The sequence below is a fragment of the Sphingomonas bacterium genome (assembly GCF_903642285.1).
GTDB lineage: Bacteria > Pseudomonadota > Alphaproteobacteria > Sphingomonadales > Sphingomonadaceae > Sphingomonas.
In genome coordinates this window covers 98,703-118,209 of record NZ_CAHJWJ010000002.1, presented here as the reverse complement: position 1 = coordinate 118,209, position 19,507 = coordinate 98,703, and the positions used below count along the sequence as shown (strand labels likewise).

Annotated in this window: 10 protein-coding genes; all 10 read right to left on the bottom strand. The window is 64.6% G+C overall.

Annotated elements, in window-relative coordinates; translation table 11 throughout:
- Positions 1-63: 63 nt before the first annotated feature.
- Complete coding sequence (locus tag HUU99_RS01685) at positions 64-2,442, bottom strand: ATP-binding response regulator (RefSeq protein ID WP_254602867.1); 2,379 nt, start codon at positions 2,440-2,442, stop codon at positions 64-66.
- Positions 2,443-2,521: 79 nt separating this feature from the next.
- On the bottom strand, positions 2,522-3,859 hold the full coding sequence (locus tag HUU99_RS01680) for an EAL domain-containing protein (protein WP_254602860.1): 1,338 nt from the start codon (positions 3,857-3,859) through the stop codon (positions 2,522-2,524).
- A gap of 406 nt (positions 3,860-4,265) precedes the next feature.
- On the bottom strand, positions 4,266-5,756 hold the full coding sequence (locus tag HUU99_RS01675) for an efflux transporter outer membrane subunit (RefSeq protein ID WP_174284841.1): 1,491 nt from the start codon (positions 5,754-5,756) through the stop codon (positions 4,266-4,268).
- On the bottom strand, positions 5,753-7,348 hold the full coding sequence (locus tag HUU99_RS01670; protein ID WP_174284840.1) for a DHA2 family efflux MFS transporter permease subunit: 1,596 nt from the start codon (positions 7,346-7,348) through the stop codon (positions 5,753-5,755). The genes HUU99_RS01675 and HUU99_RS01670 overlap by 4 nt, the downstream gene beginning before the upstream one ends.
- Positions 7,349-7,350: 2 nt before the next feature.
- Positions 7,351-8,556: an HlyD family secretion protein gene (locus HUU99_RS01665; protein WP_174284839.1), complete on the bottom strand. Its 1,206-nt coding sequence runs from the start codon at positions 8,554-8,556 to the stop codon at positions 7,351-7,353.
- Positions 8,553-9,191, bottom strand: coding sequence for a CerR family C-terminal domain-containing protein (locus tag HUU99_RS01660; RefSeq protein ID WP_174284838.1), 639 nt, complete (start codon positions 9,189-9,191; stop codon positions 8,553-8,555). Before HUU99_RS01660 ends, HUU99_RS01665 begins: the two co-directional genes overlap by 4 nt.
- Before the next feature lie 115 nt (positions 9,192-9,306).
- Positions 9,307-10,794, bottom strand: a complete 1,488-nt coding sequence (locus tag HUU99_RS01655; protein ID WP_174284837.1) for a flavin-containing monooxygenase — start codon at positions 10,792-10,794, stop codon at positions 9,307-9,309.
- 44 nt (positions 10,795-10,838) lie between these two features.
- The gene (locus tag HUU99_RS01650; protein ID WP_174284836.1) at positions 10,839-15,095 is read right to left on the bottom strand and encodes a translocation/assembly module TamB domain-containing protein; all 4,257 of its coding nucleotides are present in this window, start codon (positions 15,093-15,095) and stop codon (positions 10,839-10,841) included.
- A complete protein-coding gene (locus HUU99_RS01645; RefSeq protein WP_254602859.1) occupies positions 15,095-17,299 on the bottom strand; it encodes an autotransporter assembly complex protein TamA in 2,205 nt (734 codons plus the stop codon). Before HUU99_RS01645 ends, HUU99_RS01650 begins: the two co-directional genes overlap by 1 nt.
- Before the next feature lie 83 nt (positions 17,300-17,382).
- On the bottom strand, positions 17,383-19,452 hold the full coding sequence (locus tag HUU99_RS01640) for a malate synthase G (RefSeq protein WP_174284835.1): 2,070 nt from the start codon (positions 19,450-19,452) through the stop codon (positions 17,383-17,385).
- Positions 19,453-19,507: the final 55 nt, after the last annotated feature.

Here is a 19,507-nt window from a genome sequence, read left to right as displayed (position 1 = left end):
CGTTGCTTTTCATTGCTGACGGTAGGCGATCCATAGAGTATCATATCAGTGAGCGCTATGACGTCATGCTGCACGTGAAACGAAATTCTCGATTGCGGGTGCCGATGAACCGAACAGCTGATCGACGAGCGCCGATCCGCTGACCGGCTTCGCGATGAGAAGGTCGATTCCGGTAGCCATCAGTTCCGCCCGTTCTTGCACTGCGACGACCGGCCATAGCAACGCCGTCTTCGTGCCCCCCGCACGCGCCGTCTCGGCCAGCAGGGTCGTGGCGGCGAGTGGATCGGCTTCGCCGCGTATCGTCGAATCGTCGATCAGCACATGCGCGACCTGCATGCGCAGCAAGCTTTCCCGCGCGTCCGCTGCCGACGACGCGAAAGTGACAATGCCCGATCGCGGTATCAGCAGGGCGCGCAGCATCGCCCGGCTGATCGGATTGCGGTCGACGATCAGGATACCGGAGCCGCTTTGCCCGATCGTCTCGCTCGCGGTGGGCATCAGCGCGCGCACGAGCGGCAGGAGGACACTGAACGTCGATCCCTCGCCCGGAATGCTGTCGACCGCGATATCGCCGCCCATGGCCCGCGCGAGGTTGCGGCAAATCGCGAGGCCGAGGCCGGTTCCGCCGAACTGGCGAGTCGTACCGGCATCCGCCTGGCGAAAGGATTCGAAGATCTGATCGGTCTTGTCCGCCGGAATGCCGATCCCGGTGTCGGTGATCGCGATCCGGTACCGATCGTCGCCATCGGTTTCGACGACCAGCGCGATGGTACCCGCCGGCGTGAATTTCAGCGCGTTGGACAGCAGGTTGAACACGATCTGCCTGACCCGCGCCGCGTCACCTTCGATCATCTGCGGACAACGATCGAGATCGCACGAGAATGCGATGCCCTTGGCCGTCGCCTGACCGTCCCATAGCCGGGTCGCATCGCGGATCGTCGCGGCCAGGTCGAACGGCGCGCGTTCGATGGTCAGGTTGCCCGTCTCCATCTTCGCGACATCCAGGATGTCATCGACCAGCGCACGCATCGTGATCCCCGCGCTATGGACGATCCCGAGCCGGTCGCGTGTATCGCCCCCGATCGCCGCATCGGCCAACATGACCTGCGTCATGCCGAGAATACCGTTCAGCGGCGTTCGGATTTCGTGGCTGGTGGTCGCCAGGAACTCGGTCTTCGCCGCCAGCGCCTTGCCGAGCGCGGCGTTGGTCTGCGCCAGAACCTCGTTGGCTGCATCGACGCGCAGCCGGCTGCGGCGGCCCGTGACGAGGGCGAAGACCAACAGTCCGATGACGATGGCGGTAGCAAAGGCGCCGCCGAGAAACATGTAGCGCTGCGCCTGCGCGTTCGCGCGTTCGTATGCGACCGCCCGCTGACCCTCGTCGTATTTCAGCTTGGTAATACGCAGCTCCTGGTTCGCAAAATCGAACCGGGCGGCCATCAATGCGGTACTGGTCGACGTCGCAAGCGCCGTCGCCTTGTCATCGAGCCGCTTGAGCGCTGCCAGATGCACCAGCGCCTGCTCGGTGTCGCCGAGGGCGCGATAGGTCTCGTACGCTGTCTGATGCGCTTCACGGAAGGACAGCGTCGTCGTCCTGAGATTTACGCCGCTAAACCGCTCGGCGATCAGCGCTCTCGCCTCTACATAGTCATGCCGCTGCAGTGCGATTTGTGCGGCAATTGCGAGCAGCTGGGGCTTCCATACTGCCGCCTCGCCGCTATCAGCCAATCGCATTGCGTCACCGACCGCGGCGGCAGCTCGTTCGGTATCGTCGTTCTTTAAGCGCACCCGTCCTATATTGCCTAAAACCCGCGCTTGAAGCAATGGACTCTTGAGTTTACGAGCCAGTGTCAATGCTTTCTGATACTGAGCCTCAGCTTCGGCGAGCCGACCGATATCTTGAAGATTCGAACCGCTATTGTTGTAGATTGACAACAGCATGTTGTCATCTCCGCGATAAACGTCGGAAGCTTGATTAAGGTATTTCAATGACGATAGGTTATCATTTGCGTCGCTGTAGAGTGATGCGATACATAATAAGCTGACTGCCGTATTCCGGCTGTCATTCAACCGCCGGAAAATTGTATAGGCTGATTGGAACTTAGCCAGTGCCGTCGATACCTGCCCCGTCGCGCCCGCGATACTTCCACTGGTCAGTAAAATCTCGGCTTTTAATTTATCGGTATGCGGTATCCTATCCACGATAGATAATGCTTGATCCACTAAAGGTGTCGCGGCGTCTGGATTGCCAAGTCGGTTGAGCGCTTCGCCTTCAAGCCAAGCCGCTGTAGCGATAGCAAGGCTGCGGTCCGCCGCGTTGTGAATAATCACTGCGCGGCCATAAGCGGAGCGAGCTATCTTTAGCGCGGCACCTGGATCGACTAGCATAGCTGCTCGCGCATCAGCGATGCCGGGATCGACTTGCTGCTGGTCAATATCCATCGCGAACACTGTCACGGATATACAGGACAGAAAGAGCGTAATCGCTAAACCGAAACGACGTACGGTTCGCATCACCACGTCAACCGCGTTTCCAAACCGTGGCCATTCGACCTAGCGCCGCCCGCGAGTTCTCGGCGGTCGCAACGTGCCGATCGTTATCTAGGAAGTCGATCAGCGCCTCGATCGCGATGGGGCGGCTTATGAGATATCCCTGCACCATGTCGCAGCCCATGACCGACAGCAACGCGAGCGCGGACGGAGTCTCGACGCCCTCCGCCACTACTTCCATATCGAGCGCATGGGCAAGATCGATCGTCGAGCGCACGATGAGCGGATCGCGGTTCGAACTCGTAAGCTGGGTAACGAACAGCTTGTCGATCTTGAGTTCCTTGGCCGGCAATTGCTTCAGATACGCCAGTGAAGAAAGCCCGGCCCCGTAATCGTCGATGGCGATCGTGATGCCGATGCCCGCGAAAACCTTCAGATTGGCGATCGCGCTCTCGGGATCGCGGATGACCGACGTCTCGGTGATCTCGAACCCAATTTTAGCGCCGCTGGTCTGGATCAGCGTGCACGCCTGACGAACGAACCGCGTATCGCCGAGAAGGACACCCGCGATGTTGATGAAGACGGTCAGGTCGTGGCCGTGTTCGGCCAGGGTTCGTTGATCGGTTATGACCTTGCGGATGGTCCACAGCGTGAGCGCGACGATTCCCCGCGACTCTTCGGCGATCGGGATGAAGTCGTTCGGCTGGATCATTCCGCGCACGGGATGCCGCCAGCGTACCAGCGCTTCGACACTCGCAATCTCTTGCCGTCGGACATGAACCTTCGGCTGATAATGCAGGATCAGTTCGTCGCGCAGGATGGCGTGCGACAAATCGCGGGCCAGCGCGATCCGATCGACCGTCTCGGGCGATCCGGTCACGTCGTGAACCACCGCTACCCGATCGACCTGCGCCATCGCCAACGCACGTTCCGCCGCCTCGATCAGGCGGACATCGTCGCGACGCAGGCTCGACGTGGCCGCGGCCCCGACGAGCAGGTCAATCTGCTGATCCTCGCCGTCGACATCGACCGGTCGCTCGAACGCCGTCTCGATCGCTGTGATCGCTGTAGTCAGCGCGATCCGCTGCTCGCTTTCGAACGTCATTTCGATGGTACCGCGACCGATCGAGATGGCCGTCGCGCCGTCGACGAGTTCGCGTAGCGTAGCGGTGATTTCCCCGGCCAGGGCATCGGTCCGCGCGCGACCATGTTGCCGCCGCAGAACCGTAAAATTCTCGATTTCGACAAGGATCACGAAGCGCCAGCCATCGCGCGCAGCCGACAGCGTCGCAAGCGGTCGAACCGACCGTCGCGACATGCCATCGACCGGTGCTGTAACCTTCGAAATTTCTGACGCGTGATCGGTCATTCTCGTCGCCTACGCGCTGCGACTGAACATATCTTTAAAGTACGCGGCGGGAGCGAAAGCAAAAGGTTAACGCATCGGCAACCACATTGCCGATGTATCAAGAAACTGGTAATGCCTGTCCGCATCCAACGTGATGCGAACAAGGGAGAACATCATGCTGAAGCTCATTCTCGCGCTGATCTATGGTGACCAGATCAAGCCCTGGTAATTGGTCAATGACGGCTCGGGGATGGCAATCTCGTTGTAAAACAACGACTTTCCTATCCTCGAGCTTTTATTCGCTGACCACTCCGCGGGTAGCAGCGACAGATTCTTTTGGTTGCCTTGCCTAATCAAATAGCGGTCCCGAATCGGGACTCGATGGCAAGCCGGTATCGGAAAGAACAGGCCGACTATCCGCCGGTCCTCAGTCCGCCGGCCGCTCCGGTACCGGGGTTTCCGACCATCCACCGCCGATCGCCTTGAACAGCGCGGCGGTTTTCTGCTGCAACTGGGCATTGCTTTGCGCGAGCTGCTCGCGCGCCGTCAGGACGTCGGTCTGAGCGTTCAGAAGACTGTCCTGCGCGATGAAACCGGTGCGGTATTGCGCCTCGATCGCGGTGGCGCTTTGCTGCTGATCGGCGACGGCGCGTGTCAGCACGATATTGCGGTCGCGTTCGGCCTGTAGCTGGACCAGCGCATCCTCGACGTCGCGCAGCGCGCCCAGTACCGTCGAACGGTAATTCACGAGCGCCTGGGTACGATCCTCCCTACGGCTCTCCACGGTCGCACGACGACGTCCGAAATCGAGCAGCGGGAACTGCGCCATCGCGGTCCCCGTCAGTTGCAGGCTGTTCCCTTCGAACAAGGTTGCCAGCGTGGTCGAAATCAGCTGCGACATCCCCGTCAGGGAGAATTTCGGATACATGTCCGCAACCGCCACACCGATATCGGCATTCGCCGCCGCCAGCTGACGTTCCGCCGCCCGGATATCGGGCCGCCGCCGCAGCAGGTCCGACGGCAGGCCCGCGGGTACCGCCGGCACGGTTAGCGGGACGACCGGCGGCGGTGCCAATTCGGTCGACAATGCCTCCGGCTGAATACCAAGCAGAACACCGATCGCATGGATCTGTACCGCGATATCCGCCTGGATCGGTGCCAGCCTCGCCTGCGTCGCGTTCAACTGGCCGCGTTGGCGGGTGACATTGATGGTCGGCGTAAGCCCGACCGACGCGACGTCACCCGCGATCTGCAACGCCCGGCGCTGCCGCGTGAGTTCGTCGGTTACCACCTGCGCCTGACTCTGGTCGAGACGGAGCGCGAAATAGGCCTGCGCTATGTCGCCGGCCAGCATAACCGCCGCGTCCCGCCGGTTCCACTCGGCCGCCTCGGTCCGCGCGCGTGCCGACTGGATATTGCGACGGACCCCGCCGAATATGTCGAGTTCCCAGCTCGCGTCGAACCCGACGGCGAAGGTCGTGATGCCACTACCCGGCAAGGCGATGCCCGATGCCGACGAAGTGCCGCTCCCGCCGGCGGCGCTGCCCCCGCCGCTGAACGCCTTCGCAATCGACGCCAGACCGGCATTCTTGCTGAATTCCACGTTCGATACATTGGCATCCGCATTGACTTGCGGCAGCCCTTGCGAACGCGCGACGATGATTTGCAGCCGCGCCTGACGCACGCGCGACGCCGCGATCTGCACGTCCGGATTGCCCTTCAGCGCGCGCTGGACGAGGTCCGTTAGCTGGGGATCGCCGAACGCGGTCCACCATGTCGACGGATCGACCGTCGAACCCGGCGCGACGGGTCCGGCATAAGCCGCAGGGACGCCCGTCTCGGGCTTCGTGTAGTTCGGGCCGACCGTGCAGCCGGTCAGCGCCAGAACGAGCAGCGATACGCGACGCGGACGTCTCAATGCCCCATCCCCCCTTGTACCTTGCCCGGTTTGGCGGGGCGCATCAGCAGCACCAGCGGTGTCACCACCAGAACCACGATCATCAGCGTCCAGAACACCCCGATGAATGCCTGCATGTTGGCCTGGCGCTGTACGGTTTGATACAGTACGCCAAGCGTCGTCTGATCGGGCGAACCCGTAAGGGCCAGTCCTGCTTGGCCCAGCCACTGCGTGTAGTTGCCGTTCAGGGGATTCAGCCCCTCGACCAGCCGCGACTGATGGACCTGCTGATACGTCGCGAGCATCGTCTGCGCCGACGATATGCCGAGCGTCCCGCCCAGGTTGCGCGCGACGTTCAACAACGCAGACGCCTGTGCGGTCGATCGCTGCGGCAGCCCGACATAGGCGACCGCGTTGATCGGCACGAACAGGAACGGCAACGCCATCGCCTGGTACAGCCGCGCTGTCGCCGCATCCCAGAAGGTGATGTCCGCGGTGAAGTGCGACAGGTTCCACAATGCCGCCGCCTGTACCAGCAGCGCGGAGATCAGGATGATCCGGACATCGATCTTGCCGGTCAGCACGCCGGCGAACGGCACCGCGATCAGCGTCGCGACCCCGCCAGCGGTCAGCGCCAATCCGGCATCGAGCGACGAATAGCCGAGCACCTGCTGCAACATCTGCGGAATGACCTGCGTCGTTCCGAACAGGATCAGCCCGGTGATCATCATAACCAGCAACGTCATCGAGAAATTGAGTTTTTTCAGCAGCCGCAGATCGACGATCGGGTCGTCGTGGTTGAGTTCCCAGATCACCAGCGCGATGAGGGACACCCCCGAGACGATCGCGGCACCCAGGATCATCGGGCTGGAGAACCAGTCCTCGCGCTCGCCGCGGTCGCCGACGATCTCCAGGAAACCAAGCCCCAGCGCGACCAGTGCGACCCCGACATAGTCGATACGGACACCGTCCTTCAGCCGCTTGGCGCGGTCCTGCTTGATCGGATCGGGTTCGTCGACGAAGGTCTGTACCGCAAGCAACGCACCGATCCCGACCGGCACGTTGATCAGGAACACCCAGTGCCAGCTATAGAATTCGGTGATGTAGCCGCCGAGCGTCGGTCCCAATACGGGGCCCACCACCACCACGATCGCGAACGCGGCGAACGCCAGCCCGCGCTTGGCCGGCGGAAAGGTATCCGCGAGCATCGACTGTTCGACGGGCGCAAGCCCGCCACCGCCGATCCCCTGGAACACGCGCGCGAGGACGAGGACCGTCAGGTTCGGCGCGATCCCGCAGACGAAGGAGGAGATCGTGAACAAAGCGATCGAAATCTGGAAATAGCGTTTCCGCCCGATCGTGTCGGACAGCCACCCCGAGATCGGGATGATGATCGCGTTGGCGACGAGGTAGCTGGTCAGCACCCATGTCGCCTCGTCGTTCGAAATGGCGAGGCCGCCGGCGATATATTCCAGGCTGACGTTCGCGATCGAGGTGTCGAGCACCTCCATGAAGGTCGGGATCGAGATGATCGCGACGATCAGCCACGGATTGAGGCCGCCTGCGACCGACCGGGTCGGATCCCAACCGTCGCTGCGCGCCGCGCTCGCCATGCTCAGCGGACCTTTACGGTCGGGATCACCGACATGCCCGGGCCGATCGCGTAATGGCGCGGATCGGGGCCGTTCTTGATGTCGAACGTGATCCGCACCGGCACCCGCTGCACGACCTTCACGTAATTGCCCGTCGCGTTCTGCGCGGGCAGCAACGAGAAGGCCTGCCCGGCACCGCGCTGGATCGAATCGACATGACCGAGGAATTTCACGTCGGGATAGGCATCCACGGTGATCGCGACACCCTGACCCACGCGCATCAGCGTCAGCTGGGTTTCCTTGAAATTGGCGGTGATCCACAGATTGTCCGGGATCAGTGCCATCAGCTGCGTGCCCGGCCCGACATAGGAACCCAGATTGACCGATCGGTTGACGACCTGACCCGCGACCGGGGCCTGCAGCGACAGATTGCCGATCGTCACCTGCGCCTGCTGGGCCGCGGCGCGCCGGGCACCGACGACCGCCTGGGCAGCCCGGACCTGCCGTTCGGCGACCAGCACTTGCGCACCCGCGCTTGCGACGGACTGGCGGGCTGCGCGCGCGTCCGCGGCGGTCGAGCCCGCGGTCGCGCGCGCCTGATCGAGCTGTTGCGACGAGACCGCCGCGCGATCGATCTGCGCGAGTTGCTGATACCGCGCCAGATCCTGTTCGGCCTTCACCGCGGTCGCCAGCGGGCCGCGCGATTGCGCCGCTGCCTGGTTGCGCTGTGCGACCGCGGCAGTCACCTGGGCACGGGCCTGCGCGACCTGGGCGAGCGATTGCGTGACGTTCGCCTGCGCCTCGGCAAGCTGCGCCTCCGGGCCGGTGGGCTGGATCACGCCGAGCAGCGTGCCCGCCTCGACATGGCGGTTGTCGACATCCGCGACCTTGACCAGCGTCCCGCCCACCTGTGGCGCGATCCGGACGATATGCGTGTCGACGAACGCATCGTCCGTGGATTCGAACTGCCGCGCGTTGAGCCAATATAGCACGCCGAAGACGACAAGCACCGTCACGACGACGATCAGGATGATCCAGAACAACGGCTTCCTGAAGATCGAAGGCTTCTTCTTCGCGTCTTCGTCCTCGTCCGGATCGTCCTCCGACTCCTCACCGTTCGCGCCGTCGTCCGGCTTTTCCGGATTATCGCGGTCGCTGCCGCCGCGAGATGCATGTCCGGTGTCTTCGCCGCGATCCTCGTCCGGCCCGTCGGTCTTCGCGTCGCTCATTGCGTCCCCCGTTCGTCGGCGGTCAGCCGGTCGATCATGGCATCCGTGTTGACACGAAGCCGCGCCTTGATGTCGGTCAAATCATCGGGTTCGATCGCGTCGCGATCGAGCAGTTTGAGGCACGCCGCGCGCGATCCACGCAGGATCATGACTTGCCCGAACAATGTCAGCGTCATGATGCGCGCGGCGCGTGGATCCCTTGATCCGCTGGCGATACAGACAAGGTTCGCAAGCATTTCCAGCATCTGTCCCATCACGCCGGCATAGATGCGGTCGAACGCCTTGCTGGGCGCGAGCTGTTCGCGCATGATGAACAGCGACCAGTCGCCAGTCGCGTCGGCCGCCATCTTGTCTGCCAGGGTGGACAGCAAATGGTGGATATGCTTGCGCGCCGCGATTGGATCGTTGGATGCGAACTCGTGCTGCACGTCGAGCGACCCGTCCATTTCGCGGGCCATTTGCGCCGCGATATGGTCTGCCGCAGCAAGGTACAGCCCCTCCTTGCCGCCATAGTGATAGGTGATGGAAGACATCGCCGTCCCTGCCGCGGCGGCGATACCCCGTGTGGAGGCACCGTCGATACCCTTCGCGCCGAACTCGCGGACCGCGATATCGAGGAGACGTGTCTGCAGCATCGCCGCCGCCTAATTCGTTCGAACGAACCGATCAATCGTTTTTTTGCGGTGCAGCGGGCATGCATGATCTCGCAGTTCTTGAGGTCTTCCGCTCCGTTGCTACGCAGAGCCCATATCAGGCGGCGACGCGAGTGTTGGCCGGGGCCGGATTGGTGAAGACCATGTTATCGTCGACCGATCCGTATTTCAGCGCCAGGATATCCAGCGCGTAATTCTGGTTCAGCTTCCAGGGTTTTTTGGTCCCCTGTCGCGGCAATTTGCCGGCGGCGCGCTGGACATAGCCAGACGAGAAATCGAGGAACGGCTCGGTCGCCATCGTCGGATCGTCGTTGCGCGGCGTCGCTTGCCGCAGCCCGCGGCGCGTCATCGTGTTCAGCAACCGGCAGACATACATCGCGGTCAGGTCCGCCTTCAGCGTCCAGGACGCGTTGGTATAACCGAAGACCGAAGCCATGTTGGGAACGCCTTCGTACATCATCCCCTTGTAATGCAGCGTCTTCGCCGGATCGACCGGTGCCCCGTCCAGCGTGAATGCGACCCCGCTCAGCAGTTGCAGTTCCAGGCCGGTGGCGGTGACGATGATGTCGGCGGGCAGATCCTTGCCCGACGCGAGACGGATGCCGACGGGCGTGAAGCGTTCGATTGTCGCGGTCTCGACCGCCGCCCTGCCCGTCGTGATTGCGCCGAACAGGTCCCCATCCGGCACCAGGCACATCCGCTGATCCCAGGGGTTATAACGCGGCGTGAAATGCGTGGCGATGTCGTAATCCGGGCCGAGATGGTCGCGGACCATGCCGAGGATACGCTGCTTGATCTTTTCAGGTTGCCTGCGCGCCATGCGGAAGAAGACGATGCCCCACAGCACGTTCTTCCACCGCGTCAGCCCATAGGCCAGCTTGCCCGGTAAATGCGCGCGCAGCCAGTTGGCGACACCGTCCTCGGCGGGCCGCGAGACGACATAGGTGGGCGACCGTTGCAGCATCGTGACGTGCGCTGCCCGCTTCGCCAATTCGGGCACCAGCGTCACCGCCGTCGCGCCGCTGCCGATCACGACGACGCGCCGGCCGGCATAGTCCAGGTCTTCGGGCCAGAATTGGGGGTGGACGATCCGCCCCGCAAAGTCGGCCGCCCCGGCGAATTCGGGCGAGTGGGCCTTGGCATAATCGTAATAGCCCGAACACATGCATAGGAAATTGCAGGTCATCGTGACCGGTTCCTGGTCGGGGCCGGTCGCGGTCACCGTCCAGCGCGCGTCCCTGGTCGACCAGGCGGCAGTCTTCACGTGATGCCCGTAGCGGATCTGACGGTCGACCCCGTGCGTCGTCGCCGTCTCCTCGATATAGGCACGGATCGAGGGGCCGTCCGCGATCGCCTTCGCCCGTGTCCAGGGCTGGAACACGAAGCCGAGCGTGTGCATGTCGGAATCGGACCGGATGCCGGGATAGCGGAACAGGTCCCAGGTCCCGCCCATCGCCGCACGCCCCTCGAGAATGACGTAGGACCGGCCCGGACAGCGGGTTTGCAGGTGATAGCCCATGCCGATGCCGGAAAGGCCGGCACCGACGACGATCACGTCGACATGCTCGAACGCGCTGCTGGCCATCCCGCGTCCTCCTGCCCGATTATCGATCGGTTGCGGGCAGGAACCTATCGCTTGGCCCCGCCGAAGTCGCGGGAATATTTCAGGTTGACGTTGCTGCCGCCGAACGAGCCGGCCGACGACAGCACGCTGAGCGTCCGGGTCAGCGCGACGGTCAACTGCGTCGCGGTGAAGCCCTTCGCGTCGCTGACGATCTCCACATAGATGTTCTTCGTGATGTACTTGCCCGCGGCGAGCGACGTCCCCTGCCCCGTGGTCGAGTCCGCGCCGACGATGCGCAGCCGGTCGAACCCGATCGCCGAGCGCAGCTTGCCGAGCGGATTAAGCCCGCCGCCGCCCGACCCGCGCAGCGAATTGAGCGCGGAGGCCAGTTGCAGCGCTTCGATCGCCGAGAGATTTTCGGGCGAGGTCCCGAACAGCAAGCGGCTGAGCACCTCGTCCTGCGGCAGCGTCGGCGTGGAGGTGAACGCGATTTGCGGATGTTCGCCGGTGCCGGTGATGTTGATGATGACCGTAATGCCGTTCGCGGTCGTCGACGCGCTGATATCGATATCCGGATCGGCAAGCGCGCCGCCGCGGAAGCGAATCGTGCCCTTCGTCACCTCGAAATTCTTGCCGGAGAACGAATAGGTGCCGCGGACGAGATCGAGGCCGCCCGTGATTTCGGGGGCCACGCTGGTGCCGCCGATATGCAAGTTCATCGACCATTCGGATTCGAGGCCCATGCCCGACACGAACAGCTGGTTCTGCGCCTTGATCGTCAGATCCAGCTTGAACAGCCCGGTCGGCGCGGGCGGTGCCGGGCGATCGGTGGGCAGTGCGGGATGGACCGCGCTCTTGCGCCGTACGCCCGTCAGTTCGGGCACCTCGGCCGAACCCTGGCGGATGATCGCATAGCGGGCGTTGGGGATCGTCAGCGTCCCCTGGATCAGCCCGCCGTTCGCGCCATTGGTCAGGTGGATGTTCCCCGTCGCGGTAGCGCCGAGTGCGTCGCTCTTCGCCAATTGCGCCTTGTCGAGCGTCGCCTGGAAATCGATCGGGAAGCCGCTGTCCGCCGCGAAGCCGATCGATCCCTGCGCCTTGACCGTGCCATCGCCGGCCTTCGCGTCCAGCGTGGAGATGGTCAGCTTGTCGTTGGTGAACTGTCCCGCGATCCGCATCTGCGACAGCCGCGTGCCATAAACCTCGTTGTCGTAGGTCAGATTATCCGCGCGGATCAGCCCGCGCAGTAGCGGCGCGCTCACCTTGCCCGAGAAGTCCGCCGCGACCGCGATCGGCCCGGACAATTGCTGGTTGGGCACCGCCGCCAGGCTGAACAGCACCGCGGAAGGTCCGTTGTATCGGATACCGCCCGACAAGGGCGCAGCCATCAGCCGCGTCGACCAGGACCCCCCGCCCGCCGGCAACGGCCGGAGCGATGCCAGCAGGCGACCGACCACGGTCCCGCCGCGCCTGACCAATGCACGCGCTTCGCCGCCATCGGACAACAGCCGACCGGCGAATTCGATATCCACCGGTTCGGAAACCGCCGCGAGCCCGGAACGCTGAAAATTGCTGACGGTCACGCGCGCATCCGCCTTCGGCATCGCGTTCGTGGCCGGCTGGCTGAAATCCAGGCTGCCCGTCGCCTGTCCGGCAAGGCCGAGATTCGGGATCAGCGCGTTGACCACAGACAGGTCGAACCGGTCGAGCCGCGACTGCACCGTAAGCCCCTTGCCATAGCTGCCCGCGAGACGCAGCGATCCGCCGGTCTTCGCGCCGCTGGTGCCCGGACCGAAACCGATCTGCGTCGGGGCGAGGCGATAGTCCGCGCCTGCCTTCACGACATGTGCCGGATTGACGGTGCGGAAATCGATGGCGTTCGCCTGGCCCTGCAAGGCCAGCAGATAGTCGTTCGGCGACAGCTTGGCATTGGCGGAAAGGCGGAACGGCACGCCGCTCGACCCCGTCACCAGCGCCTGCGCAGTGCCGCGACCGCCGACGTAATTCACCTTTGCGCGCGCCGCGGACAGCACCACCGCGCCGTAGCGGACATCGGCGACCTGCGCGTCGGCGACGATCTGCGGCTGCGGCGTCAGCACCGCATGCGCGACCACGATCGCGCGACCGATCGTGAAATCCACCAGGCCTGGTATCTTCGCGCCATTCGCACGCGCATCGACGTCGACGCGCTGGTATTTGCCCTGTGCGCCAAGGTTCAGGACACCGTTGAGCCCGGATCCGCCGAATGTCAGCCGGCCGGCGAACGGCCCCGCCGGCATCTGGACGATGCGACCCATGAAATCGACGCCCGCAAAGGTCACACGGTGAACGTCGACCGCCAAGGTCTTGCCCGGCGTGATCAGCACGTCCGCCTTGAACGGCCCGTAATTCGTGCCACCGCTCGCCAGCACCGCATAGGAGCCGTTCCGCCCGACGACCCGCGCATGGAGGTTCACCAGCCCGACGCCGACGCCCGGATGCGCCGCGGTCAGGACGACGACGGGGTCGTTGACCGTCCCCGTCACCCGCGCGGTCAGCGGCCCGTATTGCGTGGAATAGGCATCCGCCTGGAACAGGATTCCCCCCTTGGGATCGTACCGTCCGCTGCCGCTCGTCACGCGGAATTGTGGCGCGTTCAGCCGGACGTTCGACACGGCGATGATTCCGCTTGGCGCATAGTCCAGATCGGCCGCGACGACCGCGTTGCCGCCGAGGAAGCTTGCCGCCCCGACATTGAAGAGCTTCGCGGTCTTCGCAACCACATGCCCCTTGATGCCGAATCCGCCACCGGGTGCGGTGACGAGCTTCGCATCGGTGACGAGATTGACGATGCCGATCCCGTCGACGCTATAGTCGTTCACCCGCCCCTTCAGCGCGCCGGTATAGCGCCCGGTCGACAGGTTCGCGACGACGATCGCGGTCGCGTCGATCTTGTCCGATCGCACCCGTAGATTGTCGGTCAGGACATTGACGCCCTGAATCGCGAAATCGCCGGCGATCGTCACATTGCTCAGCAACCCGCCGACCGCGGCGTTCAGCCCGGTGACGCGGCGCGCCCGGGCCTTGACCGGGATCAGGATTCGCTTCGCATCGACCCGGGCCAGACCTTCGGCATACACATCCTCGACCGTGGTCCCGGCGAAACCGATCGCACCGGCGCGCAACTTGTAGTCCACCGTCGGCGTCGCGAACGCGCCGTCCAGTACCACGCGCGCCGCGACGTCGCGCCCCGCGAGCTGCGGCGCGATCGCGCCCGGTGTCAGCAACCGCGCATCGACGGCGAAGTTCGAGAAGCGGCTCGCCGCCAGATCGATCAGCCCGCCTGCGTCGACCGCAAGCGCGCCGGACGTCAGCTTGATGCGCGTATCCGCCTTGCGCTGGTCGAGCGTCGTGTCGATCGCGACTTGAAGCGCGGGCGACGCGAGGTGTTCGACCGGGCCTCCAGGCATGTACAGCCCGGGCCGCGTGAGACCGCGGATCGCGATATGTCCCGAATGTTCGACGACGCCGAGGTCCGCGAGCTGCCCCGAACCCAGTGTCGCAAGCGCACGCCCCTGCCAAGACGCCCAGCCGCCCTTGCCGCCGACCCGAACGCTCAGCGGTGCCTTCAGCCCGGCGATCGTTGCGACGACGCCGCCGGTCGGCGCATCCAGTCGCACGTCGACGTCCAGCTTGTTCGCATCGGGCACCGCGTCGAGCACCAGCTTCAACCGGTCGCCGCCGGCCACACCCGGCGCGCGCAAGGCGGCGGCGTTCGCGGTCAATTGCGCGCGCCGGTTCGCGATATGCGCCGCGCCGTCGAGGCTGAGGATGTGCGGCTGCCCCGTGACCGGTACCGCGATCACGAAGCGCGCGATGTTCAAATGGGCGATGTCGATGTCGAGATCGGGCAACAGCGGTGCGTTGGGATCGCTCGGCGTCGGCTTCAGCACGGGTTTACGCGCCAGCGTGATCAGCCCCGCGTCGAGCGAGCGCACGTCGATATGGTTGTGCAGATATTGAAATGGTCGCCAGTCGACGTCGAGCCGCGGACTGGTCAGGAACACGCCCTTGGGATCGCTGACCCGCAGGTCGGACAGCGACATCCGGCCGTAGATCGATCCTTCGATCCGCCCGACCTTGATGTTCAGCCCGGACGCGGTGGTGTACCCACCCAGTTGATCCGCGACGAAACGCCGACCCGGGTCGGTGTTGATCCCGACCAGAACGACCCCGAGCAGCACGACGATGCCGAGCAACGTCAGCAGGATCCATTTCAGGATACGCTGCCACAAGGGCCGATGCACGGCGACTGCCGCGCCTTCGGGGGTCTCGTCGGTCATCAAAAAGCCTGCCCGATCGAGATGTAGAGCGCGATCCTGCCGTCACCCGGCCGCTTGTTCAGCGGGGTTGCGACGTCGAATCGCAGCGGCCCGAAATTGGTGTAGACTCGGCCGCCGATCCCGGCACCATATTGCAGGCTGGAGAATTTGGGGATGCTGCTTTCATAGGCCTGCCCGCCGTCGAGGAACGGCACGACCCCGAAATTGCCGAACCGGTAGCGCGCCTCAAGCGAGAATTCGTTCAGCGAACGCCCGCCGACCGGATTGCCCTGCGGATCGAGCGGCCCGAGCCGCTGGAACCCGTAGCCCCGCACCGACCCGCCGCCGCCGCCATAATAGCGGCGCGACGGGGCCAGATCGTCGCGGCTGATGCCGTCGATCGATCCCACGCGCACCCGCCCGGCCAGCGTCAGCGCCTGTGTCGCCGGGAAATAATAATCCCCCTCCGCCATCGTCCGTGCATAGGGACTGATCGATCCCTGCACCGACGTTTCGGGGCTGAGGTTCAGTTTCAGGCGGTAGCCCTTGGTCGGGTTCAGTAGATCATTCGAGCGGTCGAACACGGCCTGTCCGGGCAACGCAGCGATGAAATACGTCCGCCGCACGCGGTTGCCGATACCGAAATCATACACGCTCTCGTTCGTGCCGACGAGTTCGAAACCATAGGCATAGGTGAATTTCTTCTGCCAGATCGGCGTTGAGTCATAGCTGATCCGCCCCGACAGCGTGAGCGTATCCGCGTTGAACGCGTCGTAATTGGAGTGATCGATCGATGCGACGAGCGTCACCGTCCGGTCGCGCTTGCCCGCGTTCGCGCGCTTGAACGTGGTGGACAACCCCTGTTCCTGCGTACCCGCGACGACGGTGTAGATCATCGCGCCTTCGGGCGGGAAGGTGTTGCGGTTGGTGAACGATCCTTGAAGCTTGAACCCCTCACCCGTCGAATAGCCCGCAGTCCCCGCCAACGATTTATAGGGTCCGCGTACCTGACGAATCAGCAAGTCGACCGCCTGCGTGCCGTCGGGATTGACCCGGTCGGTCGGCTGCGGTTCGACCGATACGCTCGAGAACAGGCTGGTCGCGACGAGTGCGTCGCGCAGATCGTCGACGAGGCGCGAATCGTACAATTGTCCGTCGTCGAACCGCGGAAAGACGTTCAGATGATCCAGCTTGAACACCGGATCGCCCGACGTGACGAGCTTGCCGAACGACGACCGCGCGCCGGTTTCGACTGGCAGCACATATGCGCCCGTCGCCTTGAGCGCCTGATCGTCGAGCAGGATGTCGCGCTGCCCGACCTTGACGAACGGATATCCCTGTTGCGGCAGCGTCAGGCTGACATTGGCCTCCGCCCCCTCGATCCGCGCCGCGTCGATCGCATCGCCGACCTTCAGCGGCAGCGCGGTGCGGACGAGATCGGCGGGGATCGTCGGTTGGGTGTTCACCGCGATCGACGACAGCGTGTACAGCCGCCCCGGCTGCGCGCTCAGCGTCACGCGCAAGCTAGCCGGCTCGGAGGAGCCGGCAGGTGGTGACGCCGTCTCGATCGACGAAATGGCGGTGGCATCGTAATAACCGAGCGATTTCAGCAACCGAACCGCCAGCGCCTCGTCCTCCTTGCCACGCGCGTTGATCTGGGTCGCGTTCGCCGCCTTCCCCTTGCCCTGTTCCAGCGCGGACAGCGCCTTGAACTGGCTGGTGAGCTTGACCGCATCGAGCCCTTTGACCTCGGTCCGGTAACGGATCGCCGGCGCGTCCTTGTTCTTGATGTCGGCGGCGGTCTCCAGCGGGGTCGTGTCGAAACCCGCGAGCGGCGTCAGCGGCTGGGTCAGTTGCGGGTCCTCCGCCACCGTCGGCGGCAGCGCGCCCGCTGTGGTGGGCCCGACCGGCGATACCGAGAGAGGTGGGGTTCCGGTCGCCTTCGAGTCCGTCGTCGCTGGCGGCAGTGGTGCCATCGGCTCCAGCGGTGCGTTGATGTTCCCGCTCAGCGGCGGCATCGCGCTGTCGAACTGCTGCTCGGTCACGATCGGCGCATCGACGGTCGAGGGCGCGGCATCGGCGGGTGTCGGGCCGGCGTCGGGCTTGGGCGCTTTCGGCCCGCGCACCGGTGCGGTACCCGCTTTCTGCAGCTGGCCGAGCGCGGGCGTGCCGGCAATCAGCGCGACCGCGATCCAGTAATGCCGACGACCGATCGAACCTGCCACCCGAAGCCCCTTTGGGCGACCGTATCCGGTTCACCACCCGCTACCCGCTAACGCACGATCGGGAACGAGGTTCAACGGCAAAATCAGCTTTTCGCCTTAGCCCGCGCGCGAAAGGCGTGAAGTAATGGCTCGGTATACCCACTTGGCTGGCCAACACCCTCGAAAACCAGCGTTCTTGCCGCCTGATAGGCCAGGCTCTCGGGGTGATGGGCCATTGGGCGATACGCCGAGTCGCCTTCATTCTGCGCATCCACCTTCGCCGCCATGCGAAGCAGCGCCGCATCGACATCGGCCGGCGTCGCGACGCCGTGGAGCAGCCAGTTCGCCATGTGCTGCGACGAGATGCGCAGCGTCGCGCGGTCCTCCATCAGTCCGACATCGTCGATGTCGGGCACCTTGGAACAGCCGACCCCCTGATCGACCCAGCGCACGACATAGCCGAGAATCCCCTGCGCATTATTGTCCAGTTCCCGCGCCACCTCCGTCGGGGTCCAGTTGCGGCCGCCCGCGACGGGTACGGTCAGGATCGCCTCGACCGGTGGAACCGCCTCGGCCGCGATCTCCTCCTGCCGCGCGAAGACGTCGACTTTATGATAATGCACCGCGTGCAGCGTCGCCGCGGTCGGCGACGGCACCCAGGCGGTGTTCGCGCCCGACATCGGATGCCCGATCTTCTGCGCCATCATGTCGGCCATGCGGTCGGGCGCGGCCCACATCCCCTTGCCGATCTGCGCCCTGCCCGACAGGCCGTGTGCCAGGCCGATGCGGACGTTGCGATCCTCATACGCCCTGATCCAGCCGGTCGCCTTCATCTCCGCCTTGGGGATCGTCGGCCCGGCGCGCATCGCGGTGTGGATTTCGTCGCCGGTGCGATCGAGAAAGCCGGTGTTGATGAAGCAGATCCGGTCGCGCACCGCATATATGCACGCGGCGAGGTTGACCGAGGTCCGCCGCTCCTCGTCCATGACCCCGACCTTGATCGTGTGACGATCGAGCGCGAGCAGGTCCTCGACCGCGTCGAACAGCCGGTCGGTGAACGCGCATTCGTCGGGCCCGTGCATCTTGGGCTTGACGATATAGACCGATCCGGTGCGGCTGTTGCGAAGCGCGCCCAGATGGCGGAGGTCGAACAGCGCGATCGTCGAGGTCATGATCGCGTCGAGGATACCTTCGGGTGCTTCCTTGCCGCCCGGGAGCAGGATCGCGGGCGTAGTCATCAGGTGGCCGACGTTGCGGACGAACAACAGGCTGCGACTTGGCAAGGTCAGCGCCCCGTCCGCCGCCTGGTAGATGCGATCGGGGCTCAGGCGACGCGTCATCGTTCGGCCGCCCTTCTCGAACGTCTCGGTCAGCGTACCGTCCATCAGCCCAAGCCAATTGGCATAGGCCGCGACCTTGTCCACCGCATCGACCGCGGCGACCGAGTCCTCCAGGTCGACGATCGTGGTCAGCGCCGACTCGAGGACGACATCGGCGATATGCGCCGGGTCGGTCGCGCCGATCGGATGGGTAGGATCGATGACCAGTTCGATGTGCAGCCCGTGGTGACGGAACAGCAGGTTGCGGCCCGACCGGCCGACCATCTGCGCAGGATCGCACAGCGCCGGCTCGCCCCCCATGAAGTCGGCCCATGTCCCGCTGCCGAGCGGCACCGCTTCGTCGAGGAAAGCCTTCGCCGCCGCGACGACCGCGCTCCCGCGGTCCGCGTCATACCCGCCCGGCGCGGCCTTCCCGGGCAGCGCATCGGTGCCGTAGAACGCGTCATACAGGCTGCCCCACCGCGCGTTCGCGGCGTTCAGCACGAAACGCGCGTTCAGCGACGGTACCACCAGTTGCGGCCCCGCCATCGTCGCGATTTCCGCATCGACGTTGGTCGTGCCGATCGTGAACGGCGCGGGTTCGGGCACCAGATAGCCGATCGCGCGCAGGAACGCCGCATCGACCGCCTCACCGGCCTCGTAGCGCGCATCGATCGCCGCCTGGAGGTCTTGTCGACGCTGCAGCAGCGCGGCATTCTCCGGCGCGAACCGCGCGAAGATGCCGGCGACACCCTGCCACCAGGCCTTGGCGGCGATGCCGAGCGGCGGCAGTACGCGCTCCTCGACGAACTGGGCGAGCGGTTCTGCGACCTTCAGGCCGGCGCGGTCGATCATGCGAATATCCTCCGTAAAGCGGTTCGGTCTGGCCTGGGGAGGTCATGTGCCGCTT